This is a genomic window from Yersinia thracica, assembly GCF_902170565.1.
Classification (GTDB): Bacteria; Pseudomonadota; Gammaproteobacteria; order Enterobacterales; family Enterobacteriaceae; genus Yersinia; species Yersinia thracica.
This window is the reverse complement of sequence record NZ_CABHXX010000058.1, coordinates 1-284: the sequence shown is the minus strand read 5'-3', so window position 1 is coordinate 284 and position 284 is coordinate 1. Positions and strand designations below refer to the sequence as shown.

The following is a 284-nucleotide window of genomic DNA, read 5'->3' as shown; positions in this document are numbered from 1 at the left end:
GCTATTCAGGCGGCGAAAGAGGCGTTGGCCCAAAAAGGTAACCTGACGCCGACGGAAGAACAACTGACCAACCAGATACGCAATACCGCCATGGCCCCTTACGGCACTGGCAGCGCACTGCAACAGGGGATTCAGGCCGCCACCGCCGCTATCCAGGGTCTGGCGGGCGGGAATATGGCACAAGCGCTGGCAGGTGCCTCCGCGCCGTATCTGGCTGAAGTGATTAAGAAAAGCACCGGCGATAATCAGGCGGCCAATGCCATGGCGCACGCCGTATTGGGTGC

1 pseudogene is annotated in these 284 nt (G+C 60.9%); it reads left to right on the top strand.

The window, feature by feature from the left end:
• Positions 1-284 (top strand): annotated as a pseudogene (locus FTA91_RS06760) (hypothetical protein); the annotation flags it as partial.